14 protein-coding genes are annotated in these 14,822 nt (G+C 64.1%); 5 read left to right on the forward strand and 9 right to left on the reverse strand.

Going from position 1 to position 14,822, the window contains the following annotated elements; genetic code table 11:
• Positions 1-129 precede the first annotated feature (129 nt).
• From GGR38_RS19750 to GGR38_RS19770, 5 genes are all read left to right on the forward strand, one after another.
• On the forward strand, positions 130-1,245 hold the full coding sequence (locus tag GGR38_RS19750; protein ID WP_183627955.1) for a Gfo/Idh/MocA family protein: 1,116 nt from the start codon (positions 130-132) through the stop codon (positions 1,243-1,245).
• A 12-nt stretch (positions 1,246-1,257) separates the two neighbouring features.
• Entirely contained in the window at positions 1,258-2,310 is a 1,053-nt protein-coding gene (locus tag GGR38_RS19755; protein ID WP_183627957.1) for a sugar phosphate isomerase/epimerase family protein, read from the forward strand.
• Between the two features lie 143 nt (positions 2,311-2,453).
• Positions 2,454-3,449, forward strand: a complete 996-nt coding sequence (locus GGR38_RS19760; protein WP_183627959.1) for an aldo/keto reductase — start codon at positions 2,454-2,456, stop codon at positions 3,447-3,449.
• Positions 3,446-4,654 carry a multidrug effflux MFS transporter gene (locus GGR38_RS19765; RefSeq protein WP_343059180.1) on the forward strand — a complete coding sequence of 403 codons (1,209 nt, stop codon included), beginning with the start codon at positions 3,446-3,448 and terminating at the stop codon, positions 4,652-4,654. The genes GGR38_RS19760 and GGR38_RS19765 overlap by 4 nt, the downstream gene beginning before the upstream one ends.
• The gene (locus GGR38_RS19770) at positions 4,644-5,543 is read left to right on the forward strand and encodes a LysR family transcriptional regulator (RefSeq protein ID WP_183627961.1); all 900 of its coding nucleotides are present in this window, start codon (positions 4,644-4,646) and stop codon (positions 5,541-5,543) included. The genes GGR38_RS19765 and GGR38_RS19770 overlap by 11 nt, the downstream gene beginning before the upstream one ends.
• On the opposite strand, the gene GGR38_RS19775 is transcribed toward GGR38_RS19770, so the two are convergent.
• The 9 genes from GGR38_RS19775 to GGR38_RS19815 all read right to left on the reverse strand — a co-directional run bounded on the left by GGR38_RS19775 (position 5,540) and on the right by GGR38_RS19815 (position 14,762).
• Positions 5,540-7,858 carry a molybdopterin cofactor-binding domain-containing protein gene (locus GGR38_RS19775; protein ID WP_183627962.1) on the reverse strand — a complete coding sequence of 773 codons (2,319 nt, stop codon included), beginning with the start codon at positions 7,856-7,858 and terminating at the stop codon, positions 5,540-5,542. The genes GGR38_RS19770 and GGR38_RS19775 overlap by 4 nt on opposite strands.
• Before the next feature lies 1 nt (position 7,859).
• Positions 7,860-8,375, reverse strand: coding sequence for a (2Fe-2S)-binding protein (locus GGR38_RS19780; protein ID WP_183627964.1), 516 nt, complete (start codon positions 8,373-8,375; stop codon positions 7,860-7,862).
• 95 nt (positions 8,376-8,470) lie between these two features.
• The gene (ribA, locus tag GGR38_RS19785) at positions 8,471-9,520 is read right to left on the reverse strand and encodes a GTP cyclohydrolase II (RefSeq protein WP_183627966.1); all 1,050 of its coding nucleotides are present in this window, start codon (positions 9,518-9,520) and stop codon (positions 8,471-8,473) included.
• Complete coding sequence (locus GGR38_RS19790) at positions 9,520-10,308, reverse strand: exodeoxyribonuclease III (RefSeq protein ID WP_183627968.1); 789 nt, start codon at positions 10,306-10,308, stop codon at positions 9,520-9,522. Before GGR38_RS19790 ends, ribA begins: the two co-directional genes overlap by 1 nt.
• 283 nt (positions 10,309-10,591) lie before the next feature.
• Positions 10,592-11,233 (reverse strand): LolA family protein, encoded by a 642-nt coding sequence (locus tag GGR38_RS19795; protein WP_183627970.1) that lies wholly within the window; start codon positions 11,231-11,233, stop codon positions 10,592-10,594.
• A 106-nt stretch (positions 11,234-11,339) separates the two neighbouring features.
• The gene (rpmG, locus tag GGR38_RS19800; RefSeq protein WP_168603399.1) at positions 11,340-11,507 is read right to left on the reverse strand and encodes a 50S ribosomal protein L33; all 168 of its coding nucleotides are present in this window, start codon (positions 11,505-11,507) and stop codon (positions 11,340-11,342) included.
• A gap of 159 nt (positions 11,508-11,666) precedes the next feature.
• Entirely contained in the window at positions 11,667-11,945 is a 279-nt protein-coding gene (locus tag GGR38_RS19805; RefSeq protein WP_172340188.1) for a hypothetical protein, read from the reverse strand.
• 104 nt (positions 11,946-12,049) lie between these two features.
• Positions 12,050-12,865, reverse strand: a complete 816-nt coding sequence (locus GGR38_RS19810; RefSeq protein WP_183627972.1) for an undecaprenyl-diphosphate phosphatase — start codon at positions 12,863-12,865, stop codon at positions 12,050-12,052.
• Between the two features lie 34 nt (positions 12,866-12,899).
• Complete coding sequence (locus GGR38_RS19815) at positions 12,900-14,762, reverse strand: ABC transporter transmembrane domain-containing protein (protein WP_183627980.1); 1,863 nt, start codon at positions 14,760-14,762, stop codon at positions 12,900-12,902.
• Positions 14,763-14,822: the final 60 nt, after the last annotated feature.

Consider the following 14,822-nt stretch of genomic DNA (forward strand, 5'->3'; position numbering starts at 1 on the left):
TGGCGGCCACGGGCGCTTCATGCCTGCCCGTGGCCGTCGGACTTGACAGATTGGGCGAGGCGAGGAATAAATCAGAATAGCAATTCTGATTATTGACAGGCAGGATAGCCTGTCTCCAAGGAGAGTGAAATGCGCCGCTTGCGGATGGGAATGATCGGTGGTGGGCCGGGGGCGTTTATCGGCCCGGTGCATCGGATAGCGGCGGAAATGGACCGCGAGATCGAGCTGGTGGCGGGCGCCTTCAGCTCCAGCGCGGAAAAGTCGCGTGCGGCGGGGGAAGCGTACCGGATCGATCCGAGCCGCGCCTATGCCGACATCGCCACCATGCTGGCCGAAGAAGCCAAGCGCGCCGATCCGATTGATTTCGTGGCGATCACCACGCCCAACCATATGCACCTGCCCGCCGCCAAGGCCGCGCTGGAGGCCGGTTTCGCGGTGATCTGCGACAAGCCCGCGACCACCACGCTGGCGCAGGCCCATGAACTGGCCGCCATCGTTGAAAAGGCGGGCAAGCCCTTTGCGCTGACCTACACTTATTCCGGCTATCCGCTGGTGCGCGAGGCGCGTGCGCGCATTGCCGCAGGCGCTCTGGGGCCGATCCGCAAGGTCGTGGTCGAATATCCGCAGGGCTGGCTGTCCAAGCCCGACACCGGCAAGCAGGCCGAATGGCGCGGCGATCCGGCGCGCAGCGGCGTTGGCGGCTGCGTGGCCGATATTGGCGTCCATGCCTTCCATCTGGCCGAATTCATCACGGGCCTTCAGGTGAGCGAAATCCTTGCCGACCTTGGCACCGTCGTCCCGGGCCGCCGCGTCGATGACGATTGCCAGATCCTGCTGCGTTTTGCGAACGGTGCGCGCGGCGCGCTGCTGGCCAGCCAGATTTCGGTGGGCGAGCGCAATGGCCTCACCATCCGCATCTATGGCGAAAAAGCGGGCCTGCGCTGGCGTCAGGAAGATCCGAACATGCTCTGGATCTATCACGATGACGGCCGCAGCGAGTTGGTGCAGGCGGGCGATCCCGGCCTTGGCGCCGATGCCGTCCGCGCCAGCCGCACCCCCGGCGGCCACCCCGAAGGCTATCTCGAAGCCTTCGCCAATCTCTATCGCGACTTCGCCCGGCAAATCCGGGGCGAGGAAGGCTCGCTGGTCCCCGGCATCGCCGATGGCCTGCGCGGCATGGCGCTGATCGAACAGTCCGTTGCGCTTTCCAAAGCGGGCGCGGGCTGGACCAAGTTCACGGTTTAAAAGGACCGCTTTATGAAGACCATCAAAGGCCCCGGCATTTTCCTCGCGCAATTCGCGGGCGATGCTGCGCCGTTCAATTCGCTGCCCGCCATTGCCGATTATATGGCGGGGCTGGGCTATAAGGGCATCCAGATCCCGAGCTGGGACGGGCGCCTGTTCGATCTGGCCAAGGCGGCGGAAAGCCAGACCTATTGCGACGACATCAAGGGGATGCTCGCCGACAAGGGGCTGGAGATCACCGAGCTTTCGACCCATTTGCAGGGTCAGTTGGTTGCCGTTCACCCCGCCTATGACGCGCAATTCGACGGTTTCGCCGCCGAGCACGTGCGCGGCAACCCCGCCGCGCGTCAGGCTTGGGCGGTCGAGCAGATGCACTTTGCCGCCAAGGCTTCGCAGCGCCTCGGCCTGACCACCCATGCGTCCTTCCCCGGCGCGCTGGCATGGCCCTATGTGTACCCTTGGCCCCAGCGTCCCGCCGGCCTTGTCGAGGATGCGTTTGACGAACTGGCCCGCCGCTGGAAGCCGATCCTTGACGTGTTCGATGAAAACGGCGTCGATATCGGCTTCGAACTACATCCGGGCGAAGACCTGCACGATGGCGTGACCTTCGAGATGTTCCTTGAGCGCGTGAACAACCACCCGCGCGCCAACATCCTGTATGATCCGTCGCATTTCGTGCTGCAATGTCTGGATTATCTCCAGTTTATCGACATTTACCACGAACGCATCAAGTGCTTCCATGTGAAGGATGCCGAGTTCCGCCCGTCGGGCCGCAGCGGCGTCTATGGCGGCTATCAGAGCTGGGTCAACCGTCCGGGCCGTTTCCGCAGCCTTGGCGATGGTCAGGTCGATTTCGGCCAGATCTTCAGCAAGATGGCGCAGTATGACTATGCCGGCTGGGCCGTGCTGGAATGGGAATGCGCGTTGAAGCACCCCGAAGTGGGCGCGGCCGAAGGCGCTCCCTTCATCGCCAAGCACATCATCCCGGTCACCGAGCATGCCTTCGACGATTTCGCCGCGGGCGGCGAGGATCGCGATCTCAACCGGCGCCTGATGGGCCTTTGATTACCCAAGGCGGCATGTGGGAAAGGTTCCCTCACCTTTCATGAAACTTGTTCATAACCGCATGCCGCCATCCCCTGCTAATCCTCATAAGCCGTTTGGGCTAAATGCCCCGTCATACCCCACCCTTTCGGAGTGACCGGCTTATGAAAATCCGCCAGCTTGGCCTGAACGGCCCGCAAGTTTCCGCCCTTGGCTATGGCTGCATGGGGCTGGATTTCGGCTATGCCAACACGCTCTCACGCACGGACGGCGTCGCCATGATCCGCGCCGCGGTCGAGCGCGGCGTGACCTTCTTCGACACCGCCGAAGTCTATGGTCCATGGACCAATGAGGAAACCGTGGGCGAGGCGCTCGAACCCTTCAAGGGTCAGGTAACCATCGCCACCAAGTTCGGCTTCGACATCGACCCGGAAACCGGCGCAATGCGCGGTGTTTCCAGCCACCCCGACCGCATCCGCGCCGTGGCCGAAGCCTCGCTCAAGCGCCTGCGCGTCGATGCGCTGGATGTGTTTTACCAGCACCGCGTCGATCCCAATGTGCCGATCGAGGATGTCGCCGGAACCGTGCGCGACCTGATCGCGCAGGGAAAGGTCAAGCATTTCGGCATGAGTGAACCCTCTGCCGCTACCCTGCGCCGCGCCCATGCAGTGCAACCTGTCGCCATGCTGCAAAACGAATATTCGCTCTGGACGCGGCAGGTTGAGAGCAATGGCATTCTGGACGCCTGCGACGAACTGGGCATCGGGCTTGTCCCCTATTCGCCGCTGGGTAAAGGCTTCCTGACCGGCGCGATCACCAGCACCTCGGACGTGTCGCAGGGCGATTTCCGCGCCACCCTGCCGCGTTTTCAGGCCGATGCCATGGCCGCCAATCTGGCGCTGGTCGAGGGGCTGAAGGCCATCGCCGCCCAGCATGACGCCACCCCGGCCCAAATCGCGCTGGCATGGCTGCTGGCCCGCCGCCCTTATATCGTCCCCATCCCCGGCACGACCAAGCTGCACCGTCTGGAGGAAAACCTTGGCGCGGCGGACATCACCCTGTCCGACACCGATCTGGCCCAGATCGGCCTGCTGCTTGCCGGGATCGAGGTCCATGGCGCACGCTATACCCCGGCGGCCGAAGCGATGACCGGCCTGTGAGTCAACCGGTCGAGATCGAGCGCCAGAATCCGCTGCGACTGATGGCGGTGCTATGCGCGCTGATGGGCTTTGCCTCGATCTCGACCGATTTCTATCTGCCCGCGATGCCGACGATGGCGCGCGCGTTTCATGTCGGCCCCGGCGCGATGGAATGGACCATCGCGGCCTATCTGGTGGGCTTTTCCTCCGGCCAATTGTTCTGGGGTCCGGCGGGCGACCGCTTTGGCCGCAAGCGGCCGATTGCGATTGGCCTCGTGCTCTTCGTGATCGGCTCGGCGGGCTGCGCCATGGCCGGATCGGCGGCGGCGGTGATTGGCTGGCGCATGGTTCAGGCGGTCGGCGCCTGCGCCGGGGTGGTGCTGTCGCGCGCGATGGTGCGCGATCTTTATGGCCCGGAAAAATCGGGCCAGATGCTCTCCACGCTGATCACGGTGATGGCGATTGCCCCGCTGGTCGGGCCTTTGCTGGGCGGGCAAATCCTGCTCTGGGCGGGCTGGCGGGCGATTTTCTGGCTGCTGGTGGCGGTAGGCATTCTCACCGGGATCGGCCTTGCCACGATCCTCGAAACGCTGCCGGTAGAGCGGCGTTCACAGGCCGGGCTGATGCAGGCCTTTGGCGATTATCGCCGTCTGGCGGTGGACCGGCGGGTGCTGTCCTGCGCGCTGATCGGCGGATTCTATTACGTGGGCGTCTATGCCTATGTCGCGGGCAGCCCGCTGGCCTTCATCACCTATCACCATGTTCCCGCCCAAGGCTTTGGCGTGGTGTTCGGCCTTGGCATCCTGGGCATTATGGCTGCCAATATGGCCAATGTGCGGCTCCTGCCGCTTTATGGCGGCTGGGCGCTGATGCGCTGGGGCGTGGGGCTGGCGGCGGCCTCTGGGCTGGGCATGGCGATTGTGGCGGCCACAGACTGGGGCGGGATGGTCGCTCTGGCGCTATGCTGTTTCGTGTTTGTCGCCGCATCGGGCCTGATCGTCGCCAATTCGATGGCCCGCGCCATGGCCCAGCATCCCCGTCATGCCGGGTCCGTCTCGGCCATGATGGGCGCGGCCCAATATGGCAGCGGCATGGTCGGATCGGCCCTGATCAGCTTTTTCGCCGATGGCACCCCGCGCCCGATGGCCTTGACCATCGCCTTTGGCGGCATCGCGGCCTATGCCTGTCTGGGGTTGAACGGCAAGGAGAGGAAGCATGGCGGTTGATCGCACCGATCTGGCCGATCTGGCAGCCTTTCTGGTGGTGTCCGAGGAACGCAGCTTTACCCGCGCGGCGGCCAAGCTTGCCGTGTCGCAATCCGCGCTCAGCCACACGATGCGACGGCTGGAGGCCAAGATGGGGGTGCGCCTGCTGACGCGCACCACGCGCTCGGTCTCGCCCACCGAGGCGGGCGAGCGGCTGGTGGCTGTGATCGGCCCCGCGCTCGATCAGATCAGCGCCGGGATCGGCGAGATCACCCAGATGCGCGAGCGGCCTGCGGGCAATATCCGCATCACCGCCTCTGAACATGCAGCCAAAACGCTGCTCTGGCCCGCCCTGCGCCGCATCCTGCCGCAATATCCCGACATCCATGTCGAGGTCAGCATCAACAATGGCTTTGTCGATATTGTCGAGGAGCGTTTCGACGCGGGCATCCGCTTGGGCGAGGCGATTGCGCGCGACATGATCGCGGTGCGCATCGGGCCTTCGCTGCGCATGGCCTGTGTGGGGTCGCCCGACTATTTCGCCCGCCATCCCATCCCCCAGACCCCACAGGATCTGGCCCAGCACAATTGCATCAACCTGCGCATGGCCAGCAGCGGGGGCCTCTATGCGTGGGAATTTGAAAAAGAGGGCCGCGTGATGAATGTCCGGGTCGAGGGTCAATTGACCTTTGGCGGATCAAGCATGGTGCTGCAGGCCGCCGAGGCGGGCATGGGGCTGGCCATGACGGTGGACGACATCGTGCATGACAGCGTGGCATCGGGCCGTCTGGTGCGGGTGCTGGAGGACTGGTGCCCGCCCTTTGCCGGATACCACCTCTATTACCCCAGCCGCCGTCAGGCCTCGCCGGCTTTTGCCTTGCTGGTCGAGGCCCTTCGGTATCGGGATTAGGCGAGCATCGCCTTGACGTATTCCGGCCGCAGCGGGATGCGTCGCGCAGGCCGCCCGGTGGCATCCAGAAACGCCCCCGCCATCGCGGGCGCGGCCAGCGCATTGGCGCTTTCCGAACCCTGACCATAGACATCGGCCCCGGCATAGGGCGCAATCACGACTTTCAAATCGGGCATCTCGGCCGCCGTCAGGATCGGATAGGTTGACCAGTCGAGGCTGGTGACGGCGCCCGTGTCAAAGCTGACCTCTTCATGCAGCGCCTCGGAAATGCCCATCAGGCACCCGGCCTGCGCCTGACGCCGCAATTGCAGCGGGTTCACCACAATGCCCGGATCGGCCACCAGCACCATGCGCTCGACCTTGACCTCGCCCGTGGCCGGGGTGACGGCCAGAAACGCCGCGCAGGCCCAATAGCCATTGTCGCGCAGCATCATCGACACGCCGCGTCCGCGCAAAACCTTCGCGCCCTTGGCCTTGGCGGCGGGCGATGGGCGATTGTCCCAGCCTGATTCGACGCGCAGCCGCTCCAGCACGGCCCGGACGCGCGGGTCCTCGGTATGGTCGATGCGGAATTGCAGCGCGTCCTTGCCCGCCAGCATGGCCGCCTCGCTGATTGCCACCTCGCGGGGGAAATTCTGCTGGAACTGAATGGGCGTGCGCATCGAATGGTCGCGCAGGCCGACTTTCAAAGGCGATTCATGCTCGCCGATCTGGAATGTGCCGCGCCCGGTTTCCGACACATGGGGCACCGCGCCATAGATCCAGCGGTCGGCAATCCCCATCTTGGCCGTGTGGATCGGCGAGGGATTGTCGGGCGTGGGCGCCGAAATGGTCGGCAATCCGGCCAGCAGCGCGCCGATCGGGCGGTCATCCTGCATCGGCGGGCCGGAATGGGTGGCCTGATAGGTCAGCATCCGCCCGTCCGGCCCAAGGCCGATGGCGATATCGGCCACCATGGCCGAGCTTTGCGTGGACCAGCCCATATCATCGTGGCGCATCCATTGCACCCGCACCGGCACGCCCAGCGCGCGCGACAGCAGCACCGCCTCATCCTCGGACCCGGCATTGCCGCCATTGGAGCGCCCGAAATGACCCGGCCCCGGATAGGTGCGGATAACGACCTTATCCTCGCCGACAGAGAGCATTTTGGCGATGGCGGCGCGCAGGAACTGGGCGTTCTGCGTATGGGTGTGGAGCATGACCGAGCCATCGGGCCGCACATCGGCCAGCGAGACCGAGGGACCGATGGGGGCATGTTTGAGGAAGGGCATGAAATAGGCGCCGCTGTGGTGCCTGGCTGCCGGGGTCGCCGTGTCGCCCTTGCTGGCGCCCTTGGTGGGGGGCACGATGCTCCAGTCCACCTTGGTGCGCAGATGATTCGCCAGTTTTTCGGAGGTGGGCAATGCGGCCCAGTCGCTCCATTTGGTGTCAGCGGCGACCACCTGCGCGGCCTGCACCGCCTGCCATTCGTCGGGCGAGACGACCGCCAGCAGATTGCCGACCTGAACCAATCGCGCGCCGGGATATTGCGCGGGGTCCAGCTTGCCGGCAGCAACGAGCGTAGAACCAAGCGTGGCGGGATGGATCACGCGGGCGTGGAGCATATTGGGCAGCTTCACATCGCCCACCCATTGCGTCTTGCCCGAAACCTTGGGGGCGATGATCGGGTTGAGAATGGGTTTGCCGACCTCGGTATAATCCTTGGGATTTTTCATCGGCGGATTGCCCGTTACCACCAGCCCGCGAAAATCGGTCAGCGAGCCTTCGACCGGGATCGTCAGGCGCAGGGTCTGGCCGGAGATGAGTTCGCCATAGGTCGCGCTCTTGCCGCCGCCGGAAATCACGCCCTTGCTGATGGATAGAGCGCTGCGCGCCACGCCGAAACGCTGGGCGGCCAGTTCCAGCACCGCCTCGCGCGTATAGGCGGCGGCCTTGCGCATATTGACCGAGGCATTGCGCAACAGGCCGAAGGTGCCGCCGCCATCGGGGGTGCGGTCGGTGTCGCCCGCGATGACGGTTGTGATCGCCTCGACCCCCATGCCCAGTTCCTCGGCCACGATCTGGCGATAGGCGGTGTAGATCGAGCTTTGCCCGAAATCGCATTTGCCGGTGCGCATGGTCACGGTGGAGTCGGCGTGGATCTCGATCCAGCTTGCCGGTTTGGCGGCGTCGAGCGAGTTGGTTTGGGCGTTCGCTCGACCTGCAGGAAGGCCCAGCATGACCAGCAGCACGCCGCCCGCGCCGATAAAGCCACGGCGGGAGAGGGATGCACCGTGAATGTCGAAATCTCCGGGGGTTTCCATAATGTCGGCCATCTTACGCCTCCCCTGCCATGAGTTTGGCCGCGCGATGCGCCCCGTCCAGAATCGCCGCATAGGACGCGCAGCGGCATAGATGCGGCGAAGGGCCGGATGTGGTCAGCGCCGCCTTGATGTCCGCATCGCTGGGCTTGGGGTTATGCTCAAGCAGTTCGGTGACTTTGATCATCATGCCAAACTGGCAGATGCCGCATTGGGGTACCTGTTCATCGACCCATGCCTGCTGCACCGGATGCAGGCGGTCGGGGTTGTGCGCGAGGCCCTTCTGCTTGCTCCACCGCGCGGGCAGGCCATCGACCGTGGTGACTTCCTTGCCATCGAGCGACCCGATGGGCGTGATGCAGGCGCGCATCTCCTCGCCATCGACCAGTACCGAGCAGGCCCCGCATTGCGCCAGCCCGCAGCCGAATTTGGGCGTCATCACCTCCAGCTCGCCGCGCAGCACATAGAGCAGCGGCGTATCGGGTGAGGCCTTCACCTCGCGGCTTTGACCGTTCACGGTGAGCTTGGGCATGACTTATCCTCCCGGCATTGATTGCCCGGAGTTATACGCCATTCAAACCCGTTCGATAATCAGGGGACTTCGATAGAGCCTATGAACCGGCTTCATCAAAGGAAATGGCCCGAACGGTCCCTTTTGGTGGCCAGATAGCGCGCATTATGCGGATTGGCGGGCAAGGCATGGGCCACACGCTCGATCACATTGACGCCCACGGACTTAAGCGTTTCCACCTTGGCCGGATTGTTGGTCATCAACCTTATGCCATGCACGCCCAGCAATTCGAGCATCCGCGCCGCCACGGGAAAATCGCGCGCCTCATTGGGCAGGCCAAGCCGCTGGTTGGCATCCACCGTGTCAAAGCCCTGATCCTGAAGCTGATAGGCGCGCAGCTTGTTGACGAGGCCAATGCCCCGCCCTTCCTGACGCAGATAGAGCAGCACGCCCCAGCCGCCGTCATTGGCCTCATCCGCCATCGCCGCCAGCGCGGCGTCCAGTTGCGGCCCGCAATCGCATTTCAGACTGCCCAGCACATCGCCCGTCAGACATTCGGAATGGAGCCGCACCAGCGGCACCCGATCCGCGCTCTGCCGCCCCAGCACGAGGGCGACATGTTCGCGCAGATCATCGAGCGCACGGAAAGCGACGATTTCGGCGCTCTCGCACACCGAAACGGGCAGGCGCGCGCGGCTGGCGATGCTCAGATGGCGCGGGTCTTTCCAGTCCTCCAGATCGGCGGCGGACACCTCCTGCGCCTCCTCCACGCCCGTGGGATCGACGAGGAAGGCGGGCAGGACACCGGCCAGCCTGGCCAGCTCCATCGCGGCCACCGCGCTGTCATGATCGGCAATCGGCTCGGCCAAAAACGGACCCTTGAGCGGGTTGGCCAGATCGAGCGCCGGATCGCCCATCGCACGGGCCAGCGCCAGATCGAACCCTTCGGCCCCGCGAATCAGCACCGGGCTTTCCGGCTCTGCCGCATCGCGCTGGTTGGCCAGTTTAAGCGTGGTGGCCCGCGCGGCGGAGATCAGCATCCGGCGCGCGGACACATCGGCGCCAAAGCCGGTTTCCGCCGGCAGCAACACCCAAGGCCCCACCCGCACCGCCCAGCCATGGCGCAGCGCGTCCAGCGCCCGCGCAACCCGCCGCGTCGCGCTCATTACAGATCGAACTCGGTGATCAGCGGCACGTGGTCGGAGCATTGGGTCCAATCGCGCGCGTCCTCGAACACGCGGTGCGCGCGGGCCTGCGCAGCCACGCTGGGCGAACCCCAGATATGGTCGAGGCGGCGGCCCTTGTCATTCACGCGCCAGTCCTTGGCGCGGTAGGACCACCAGGAATAATAACGCTCGGGCGCGGCGATCAACTGGCGGCCGATATCGACGAAATCATGCGCGGCCTGAAAACGGGCCAGCGTCTCGACCTCGATCGGCGTATGGCTGACCACCTTGAGCAGCGCCTTGTGGCTCCACACATCGCTTTCCAAGGGCGCGATGTTGAAATCGCCAAGGATGAGCGTGGGATCGGCAATCCGGCCCGCCCACTCGGTCATGCGGGCAAGAAAATCGAGCTTCTGCCCGAACTTGGGGTTGATCGTGCGGTCCGGTTCATCGCCGCCCGCCGGAATATAGACATTTTCGACCACCACGCCGCTGTCGCTCAGCCGGACGCCGACATGGCGGGCCTCGCCATTGGCCTGCCAGTCATAGCGCGAGACTTCGGTAAAAGGGATGCGGGCAACCGTTGCCACGCCGTGATAGCCCTTTTGCCCATGCACCGCCTGATAGGTGTAGCCCAGATCGGCAAAGGCCTGCGCGGGGAACAATTCCGCCACCGTCTTGATTTCCTGAAGGCACAGGACATCGGGCCCATGCTCTTTCAGATAGCGTTCGACCAGCGGCATACGCAGCCGCACCGAGTTGATGTTCCAAGTGGCGATAGAGATCATGGCGCAGGGCTTTAGAACATCAGACGGAACCGAGGCAAAGGCTTAATGCCCGGTTGCGATAAAAAGAAAACCCTCGCTCCCCGGGGGCATGGGGAGCGAGGGTCCGTGTGTGCGTTCGTCACGCTGACAGGCGGATCTCATTGAGAGGGGTGGGCAACAGGGGGGAAAACCCACCGGCTCGTCCGTCTTGTCGAAAACCGGTATAGGCCCGCTTGCCTTGCTGCCCTATGAACGAGATCGCCAGCATTGTCGCAGATTGTCACAACAATGAAATTTAAGCGTATCAGCGGCGGGAATTGGGCCTGATGTCGAGATATTTGAATAGGTCGTCGCCCAGATCCACGCCATATTGATGACCTGACAGGATAATCGTGGTCCGCCGATTCTGAGCGTCCATCGTCTGCCAGCCCACCAGCTCCAGCCCGCCCGGCACACCGGCCTTATGGGCAAAGCTGAGCGTCATCACGCCATATTCGGGGTGCATGCGGTCGGTCACGCGGATATTGGTGACATTGGGATCGAGGCTGGGCATCAGCGTGCCATATTGCGCCACGTCCTTGGCCGGGTTCAGCAGCGCGCCCATCGGGCTCTTGCCGATCGGCCAGCGCTGGGTCTGCTTGACCTCCGAATCGACAATGGTCAGCGCCTTGCCGTCCGAAATGATCAGCACCGGATAGCCGCGCTGATATTGGAAGCGGATCTTGCCGGGCCGTTTCAGGCTCAGCACGCCGGTCACCTGCTGGCCGGTGGAATCGGACCGCTGCACGAAATTGGCGCGCAGCGTCTCGATCCCGCGCAGGGCGGCAACGGCCTGATCGACCTGCGCCGAGCCATTGGCCCCGGCATTGGCCATCGCGGGGGTTGGGGCCACAAGCGAAAGGGCCGCCGGTCCCGCAACCAGCAGCCCCATGGCCAGGCACAGCATCTTGCGACGCGGCGCCAAGTGATTCGATAAGATCTGAGCTTTGTTCATGCCCGCACTTATAGCGAGGCCGGCTTGAACCGCCCGTGAATCTTATATCGCTCGAATCTTACTTGATCTTGGCTTCCTTGAATTCCACGTGCTTGCGGGCAACGGGATCATACTTGCGGAAGCTGAACTTTTCCGTGGTGTTGCGCGGGTTCTTCTTGGTCACATAGAAGAAGCCGGTGTTGGCGCTGGAAACCAGACGGATCTTGACGGTTGCGGGCTTTGCCATGACACTTTCCTAATTGTTCCAGACCCGGTCCTTGCATCGCTGAAACAGCGGCGCGCCAACCAGGGCAAAATTCACATGAGCCAAGCGGCACCTTATGCGCCGCCCAACAAGAGGGTGGCCCCATGCTTTAGCCGGGGCGCAGAGTCAAGCGCGACTTGCCTATCGGCGCTTGTAATATTTGGCGTGAACCGGCCGAAGCAGCGCCGAGGCGACATGAATCAGCACAACCAGCCCTGCGGCCCCTGCGGCGGCAAAGGCGGCATAGGTGGGGTCGAGCCCCTGCAACAGCGCGCCGGAGCCCATGGCCCCCACCACAAAGGCCCCAATCAGGCCAAAACCCATATCGGCCAGCCGGGTGATCAAACCCACGCGGCGCAGCAAGGCTCCGGTCAACAGGCCGACAACAGCACCGATCAGCAAAAGGGCAAGCAGGGTCATCGCGCGAATCCTTTCCGGCTCAGGATACTACAAACCTGCTGAAACACTTATGCGTCTTTTTGTCAGTTGGGAAATCGCATCCACGATTTCCCCCGGCACCAACATCACCCCACATGACCCAGCGCATAGATCGCCACCGCGCCCGCGATGATGCGATAGATCGCAAAAGGCGTAAAACCACGGCGGCTGATATAGGTGACAAAACCCTTGATGACGGCCAGCGCCACCACAAAGGACACGCCAAAGCCCACCGCGATCTCGGTAAAGCCCACAGCCGAGGTTCCGGCGGCCAGTTCATGGCGATGGCTGGCCAATTGCAGCACGGTCGCGCCCAGCATGGTGGGAATGGCAAGGAAGAAGCTGAATTCGGCCGCCGTCGAACGGTTGATGCCCATGCACAGCGCGCCCATGATCGTCGCGCCCGAACGCGACACGCCCGGCACCATGGCCAGACATTGCATCAGCCCCACGCCAAAGCACTTGGACACCGGCAATTGGCCGATGCCGACATAATCGCCGCCCTTGGCAAAGCGTTCGATGGCGATGATCGCCACGCCGCCCACCACCAGCGCCCATGCCACCACCAGCGGGCTTTCGAGCAGGATGTCGATCTTCTTCTTGAAGATCAGCCCCAGCACCACCGCCGGGATAAAGGCCACCAGCAGGTTGATGACGAACTGGATCGCGGTCTTTTCGCCGCGAATCAGCCCCAGACCCACCGCCCAGAACGTGCGCCAATACAGCACCACCACGGCCAGAATCGCGCCCAGCTGGATCACGATGTTGAACACCGACCATTGCGCATCGTCATAGCCGAACAGCTTGGCGGCAAGGATCAGGTGGCCCGTGGAGGACACAGGCAGAAATTCCGTCAGACCTTCGACAATGCCGAGCAGGATGGCGGTGACTAGCAAGGGCATGAGATGTCCTTAAAATTCGCGAGAGAGGAGGAAATTACGCTTCGCCTGCAAAGGCGCGTTCGTCAAATTGCAAACTTGCAAGGCGGGCATAAAGTCCGCCCGCCTGCGTCAGTTCCTCGTGGCGGCCCAGCTCGACGATGCGCCCGCCCTCCATCACCACGATGCGGTCGGCCTGACGCACGGTGGCCAGACGATGGGCGATGACCAGGGTGGTGCGGCCCTGCATCAGATGGTCGAGCGCATCCTGCACCAGACGCTCGCTTTCGGCGTCCAGAGCCGATGTGGCCTCGTCCAGCAACAGGATCGGCGCATCGCGCAGCACCGCGCGGGCAATGGCAATCCGCTGACGCTGGCCGCCCGACAGGCGCGCACCGTTTTCGCCAAGGAACGTGTCCAGCCCCTCCGGCAGATCGCGCAGGAAGGTCTCGGCATTGGCCGCGCGGGCAGCCTCCCAGATCGCTTCGTCAGACGCGCCCCAATTGCCATAGCGCAGATTGTCGCGCGCGCTGGCGGCAAACAACACGCCTTCCTGCGGCACAAGCGCCATGCGCTGGCGGATTTCCGCCGGATCGGCGCCGGTCAAGGGCACGCCATCCAGCTTGATCGCCCCGCCCTGCGGATCATAGAACCGTTCGGCCAGTTGGAAGATTGTCGATTTGCCAGCCCCGGAAGGGCCGACAATCGCCACCGTCTCGCCCGGCTCGACCTTGAGATCGAAATTGGCCAGCGCCGCCACTTCAGGGCGGGTGGGATAGCGGAAGGTCACATTCTCAAAACTGATCTGGCCGCGCGCAGGGCTCGGCAGTGCAATCGGCTTGGCAGGCGGCGCAATCGCCGGGCGTTCATTCAGCAATTCCGACAGGCGGCTCGCAGCCCCCGCCGCACGCACCAGATCGCCATACACCTCGGTCAGCGAGCCAAAGGCCCCCGCCACCAGCGCGCCGGTCAGCACGAATTGGGCGATGATCCCGCCCGAAATCTCGCCGCTGGCCACGCCCGCCGCCCCGCGCCACATCAGCAGCACCAGCGAACCCAGCACCAACAGCGTCACCACGCTGGTCATGGTCGAGCGGATCTTGATCCGGCGCAGCGCCGTGCCAAAGCTGCGCTCAACGGCGGCGGCGAACCGGTCGCTCTCGCGCACTTCCTGATTAAACGCCTGCACGATGCGCGCCGCACCCAGCACCTCGGTCACCATCGCGCCGATGTCGGCGATGCGGTCCTGGCTGGATCGCGATTCGCGGCGCAGGCGGCGGCCAAACCACACGATCGGCCCCACCACCACCGGAATGGCGATCACCAGCATCCCGGTCAGCTTGGGCGCGAGGAAGAAAAGGATCGCAATGCCGACAATCGCCGTGATCGCATTGCGCAGCGCCACCGACACCGTCGTGCCCACCACCTGTTCGATCAGCGCGGTATCGGCGGTCATGCGGCTGGAAATTTCCTTGGGGCTGTTTTCCTCAAAGAAGCTGGGGGGCTGGCGCAGCAGGTTGCGCTGAACCGCGAGGCGCACATCGGCCACCACGCGCTCGCCCAGCCACGAGACGTTGAAGAAGCGCACCGCCGTGCCGATGGCCAGCACCACCACCATGGCCAGCAGGGTTTCAAACCAGCGGTCGATGGTGGCCGGATCGCTGCCGCGCGAAAAGCCCTTGTCCACCACCTGCCGGAAGCCCCAGGGCACGCTGGCCGTGGTGGCCGAGGTGACGATCAGCGCCGCCCCCGCCATCGCCAGCCGCCCCGGATAGGCCACCGCCGCGCGCCACACCATGCGCAGCGGGCCCAGATCCTTCGACGGCTTGGGGGAAACGGCCTCCTCGCCAGAAGCGCCATCTGGCGCGCCAGATGCCATGGGGGCGGGGGAAACGGGGGCTTCAGCTTGGCTCGCAGACATGGGCCAGCGCCCTATAGGATTTTTAGGCGGTTTGGAACCGGGCAAGCGAAGAATGGTTAG

This window comes from Novosphingobium sediminicola (genome assembly GCF_014196525.1).
Classification (GTDB): Bacteria; Pseudomonadota; Alphaproteobacteria; order Sphingomonadales; family Sphingomonadaceae; genus Novosphingobium; species Novosphingobium sediminicola.